The following is a 4,142-nucleotide window of genomic DNA, read 5'->3' on the forward strand; positions in this document are numbered from 1 at the left end:
TTGCGCGCCATCCACACGGCCGGAACGATGAGCGCAATGCCCGCCAGAATGCCCGGAATCATCCCGGCGGCAAACAGCGCTGGCACCGAGGCGCCTGGCACCAGCACCGAGTAAATGATGAACGCCACCGAGGGCGGAATCAGGATGTCGGTGGCGGCGGCGGCGCCCACCACGCTGGCCGAGAAACTGCCCGGATACCCCGCACGGTGCATGGCGGCAATCATCACGCCGCCCACGGCAGCGGCGTTGGCCGGCCCCGAGCCCGAGATGCCGCCCAAAAACATGGCCACGGCAATGGCCACCAGCGGCAACATGCCCGGGCCGCGCCCGACGATGGCGACGGCAAAGTTCACCAGCCGCAGCGCCACGCCCGAGCGGTCAAAAATCGAGCCCACCAGCACAAACATCGGAATGGCCAGCAGCGGGTATTTGCCCAGACCGGCGTAAAAGTTCTGTGGCACGGCCAGCAGGCCGAACCACTGCGCATCCTGGTTGGCCAGCGCAATCGCGGCAGCACCCGCCAGACCCAGCGCCGCGCCAATGGGCACGCCCACCAGCATCATCAGCAAAAAGGCAACAAACAAGAGCGTAGCGATCATGGCTGGCGCTCCAGAAAGTCCACGTCGGACTGTTTGCCGCGCCGGATGAACAGGCCCAGGGCGCGCCAGGTGATCAGTGCCGACAGCACCGGCAGCCACACCGAGTACCACCACTGCGGCACGCCAATGCCGGGCGAGGTTTCTTCAAAACGGTAGTCGTCCCAGACCACGCGCACACTGAGCACGGCAATGGTGGCAAACAGCAGCGCCACCATCAGCGCGCCAAAGCGGGCCAGCGCACGCCGGCGTGCGCCCGAGCCGCTGTCAGAAAAGAACTCGATGCGGATGTGGCGGTCGCGCGCCACAGCCGCCGAGCCCGCCACCAGCGCCAGCACGATCATCAGGAACACCGAGATTTCTTCTGTCCAGGCAAGGGAGCTGTCGGTGAAGTAGCGTGCCAGCACGTTGGCAAAGGTGATCAAGGCCAGCGCTGCCATCACGAGGACGGTGAGCCAGTCTTCAATGCGCAGCGAGCGCGGCTCATCGCTGGCGGGCAGGGTGGGTTCGGGGTTGGCAGCGCAAGGCCCGGGTTCTGGGGAGGGGGGCATGGGAGAGAAGCGTCAGGGGCAGGGCGACAGGAGGGTGCCGAAGCGGCAGGCCGTTTGCTACGCGCTGGCGTGGTACGCCATGGGGTCAGCAGGGTTGCGCTGTGAACGCGGGCGCCATTATGCGTTCTGCTCTGGCAGGCGTTGCGCGCCGCAGCCCGGGCGGCCCCTTGCCAGCGCCGATAATGCACGCATGGAAACCAAGTGGCTTGAGGACTTTGTCAGTCTGGCGGAAACGCGCAGTTTTAGCCGTTCGGCGCAGCTGCGCCACGTCACGCAACCGGCGTTCTCGCGCCGCATCCAGGCCCTGGAGGCCTGGGCGGGCACCGATCTGGTGGACCGCAGCTCGTACCCCACGCGCCTGACGCCAGCGGGCAAAACGCTGTACGATCAGGCGCTGGAGACCTTGCAGGCGCTGCAAAACACCCGCGCCACGCTGCGCGCCCACGGCACGTCCAGCCAGGACATGATCGAGTTTGCCGTGCCGCACACGCTGGCGTTTACCTTCTTTCCGGCCTGGGTGTCGAGCCTGCGCGAGCAGTTCGGCCCCTTCAAGAGCCGGTTGATTGCGCTCAACGTGCATGACGCGGTGATGCGCCTGGTTGAGGGCAGCTGTGACCTGCTCATCACCTACCACCACGCCTCGCAGCCCTTTCAGCTCGATGCCAACCGCTACGAGATGGTGGTGCTGGGCCAGGAAGTGCTGGCGCCCTACGCCAAGGCCGATGCCCAGGGCCAGCCCCTGTACCCGCTGCCCGGGCGCGCCGGGCAGCCGTTGCCCTACCTGGGCTATGCGCCCGGGGCCTACCTGGGCCGCGTCACCGAGCTGATCCTCAAGCAGTCGAGCACGCCCATCCACCTCGACCGCGTTTATGAAACCGACATGGCCGAGGGCCTCAAGGCGATGGCGCTGGAAGGCCACGGCATTGCCTTTTTGCCCTACAGCGCCGTCAAAAAAGAGCTGCGCGCACGCACCCTCACCCGCGCCGCCCCGCCCGAACTGCACGGCCTGGAGATGGCCATGGATGTGCGCGTGTACCGCGAAAAACCCACCGGCAAAGAGCCCGCCAAAGGCACGGCCCAGGCCATGTGGACGTTTTTGCAAGAGCACAGCGTCGCCGGTGCCAGCGCCTTGCTGCCGTGACGGCAGACGCCGTCGTTTACAGCAAAATAAGCCTCCAGCCCTTGCGCAGAGCGCGCAAGCAGCTATCAAAAAAAGAGTAAATCCGGGGCGGCGCGCGCTGGCAGCGCCCCCCGCTGGCGCTGGCCCTCGCCCGGTAAAATCCGCGCTTTGCCCCGCTTGCCCGCCGTGCCCCGCACCGGCCTGCAATGCACCTCCCGCCGGTTGCGCACCGGCCCACTTTCTGGAATTCCCCCGTGTCCTACGCCCCCGAAACCCGGCGCCGCCGCACCTTTGCCATCATTTCCCACCCTGACGCCGGTAAAACCACGCTGACGGAAAAACTGCTGCTGTTCTCGGGCGCCATCCAGATTGCGGGCGCCGTCAAGGGCCGCAAAGCCAGCCGCCACGCCACCTCCGACTGGATGGAAATCGAAAAGCAGCGCGGCATCTCGGTGGCCAGCTCGGTCATGCAGATGCTCTACCGCGAGCACGTCATCAACCTGCTCGACACCCCCGGCCACAAAGACTTCTCGGAAGACACCTACCGCGTGCTCACGGCGGTGGATTCGGCCCTGATGGTGATCGACGCGGCCAACGGCGTGGAAGCGCAAACGCGCCGCCTGATCGAGGTCTGCCGCCAGCGCGACACGCCCATCATTACCTTCGTCAACAAGATGGACCGCGAGGTGCGCGATCCGCTGGACATCCTCGACGAAGTCGAGCGCGAACTGGGCATGCCCTGCTGCCCCATCACCTGGCCGGTGGGCCAGGGCAAATCGTTCGGCGGCATCATCAACCTGCGCACGCAGACCATGACAGTGTTCACCCCCGGCAGCGACCGGGGCCCCAAAGACTTTGAAGTGGTGCCGCTGGCCGAGGCCGAGCGCCTGCGCGCGCGCTTTGGCCAGGCGTTTGACGATGCGCTGGAGAGCATGGAGCTGGCCCAAGGCGCCTCGGCCCCCTGGAACCATGCGGATTTTCTGGCGGGCAAGCTCACGCCGGTGTTCTTTGGCTCGGGCGTGAACAACTTCGGGGTGATGGAGGTGCTGGACGCGGTGGTCGATATGTCGCCCCCGCCCGGCCCGCGCAAAAGCTCGCTCGTCGTCAACAAGCAGACCATCGAAAAAACCGTGCAGCCCGAAGACGAAGGCTTTGCCGGCGTGGTATTCAAGGTGCAGGCCAACATGGACGCCAACCACCGCGACCGCATCGCCTTTGTGCGCGTGGCCAGTGGCAAATACACCCCGGGCATGAAGCTCAAGGTGCAGCGCACCGCCAAAGAGCTGCGTCCCACCAGCGTCGTTACCTTCATGAGCCAGCGCCGCGAGGCCGTGGAAGAAGCCTACGCGGGTGACATCATCGGCTTTACCACGCACGGCGGCGTGCAGCTGGGCGACACCATCACCGACGGCGCGGCGCTGCAATTTACCGGCCTGCCGTTCTTTGCCCCCGAGATGTTCATGACCGTGGTACTGAAAAACCCGCTGCGCACCAAGCAATTGCAGCAGGGCCTGGCGCAACTGGGCGAAGAGGGGGCCATCCAGGTCTTCAAACCCGATGCGGGCGGCAACATGCTGCTGGGCGCTGTGGGCCAGCTGCAGTTTGAAGTGGTGCAGCACCGCCTCAAGACCGAGTACGACGCCGACATCCGCCTCGAAGGCTGCCAGTACACCGGCGCCCGCTGGATCACCGCCGACACCCCCGCCGACCTGCGCGCCTTCACCGACGCCTACCCCCTGCGCTTGGCCCACGACGCCGCCAACACGCTGGCCTATTTGTGTACCAGCCCCTACGACGTACGCTTGGCGCAAGAAAGATTCCCCAAAATCCACTTCCACCCGCTGCGCGAGCACGCGGGGCTGGCGTTGCAGACCA

Annotated in this window: 4 protein-coding genes; 2 read left to right on the forward strand and 2 right to left on the reverse strand. The window is 65.9% G+C overall.

The features are described 5' to 3' along the window. Positions 1–599 (reverse strand): TRAP transporter large permease subunit (locus tag PHX69_RS15535; RefSeq protein WP_288044961.1); only part of this gene is annotated, 599 nt, incomplete at its 3' end. Next, positions 596–1,147, reverse strand: coding sequence for a TRAP transporter small permease (locus tag PHX69_RS15540; protein ID WP_119012679.1), 552 nt, complete (start codon positions 1,145–1,147; stop codon positions 596–598). The genes PHX69_RS15540 and PHX69_RS15535, both read right to left, overlap by 4 nt. 190 nt (positions 1,148–1,337) lie before the next feature. Here PHX69_RS15540 and PHX69_RS15545 point away from each other — a divergent pair, with 190 nt between their 5' ends. Together PHX69_RS15545 and PHX69_RS15550 are read left to right on the forward strand one after the other, a co-directional pair. Next, the gene (locus PHX69_RS15545) at positions 1,338–2,288 is read left to right on the forward strand and encodes a LysR substrate-binding domain-containing protein (RefSeq protein ID WP_119012678.1); all 951 of its coding nucleotides are present in this window, start codon (positions 1,338–1,340) and stop codon (positions 2,286–2,288) included. A gap of 233 nt (positions 2,289–2,521) precedes the next feature. Next, positions 2,522–4,142 (forward strand): peptide chain release factor 3 (locus tag PHX69_RS15550; RefSeq protein WP_288044965.1); only part of this gene is annotated, 1,621 nt, incomplete at its 3' end.

This window comes from Simplicispira sp. (genome assembly GCF_028687295.1).
GTDB lineage: Bacteria > Pseudomonadota > Gammaproteobacteria > Burkholderiales > Burkholderiaceae_C > Simplicispira > Simplicispira metamorpha.

Bases quoted from the DNA above. Each gene is read 5' to 3' on its own strand.
- PHX69_RS15540 (WP_119012679.1), bottom strand. From the start codon at position 1,147: ATGCCCCCCTCCCCAGAACCCGGGCCTTGCGCTGCCAACCCCGAACCC.
- PHX69_RS15545 (WP_119012678.1), top strand. From the start codon at position 1,338: ATGGAAACCAAGTGGCTTGAGGACTTTGTCAGTCTGGCGGAAACGCGC.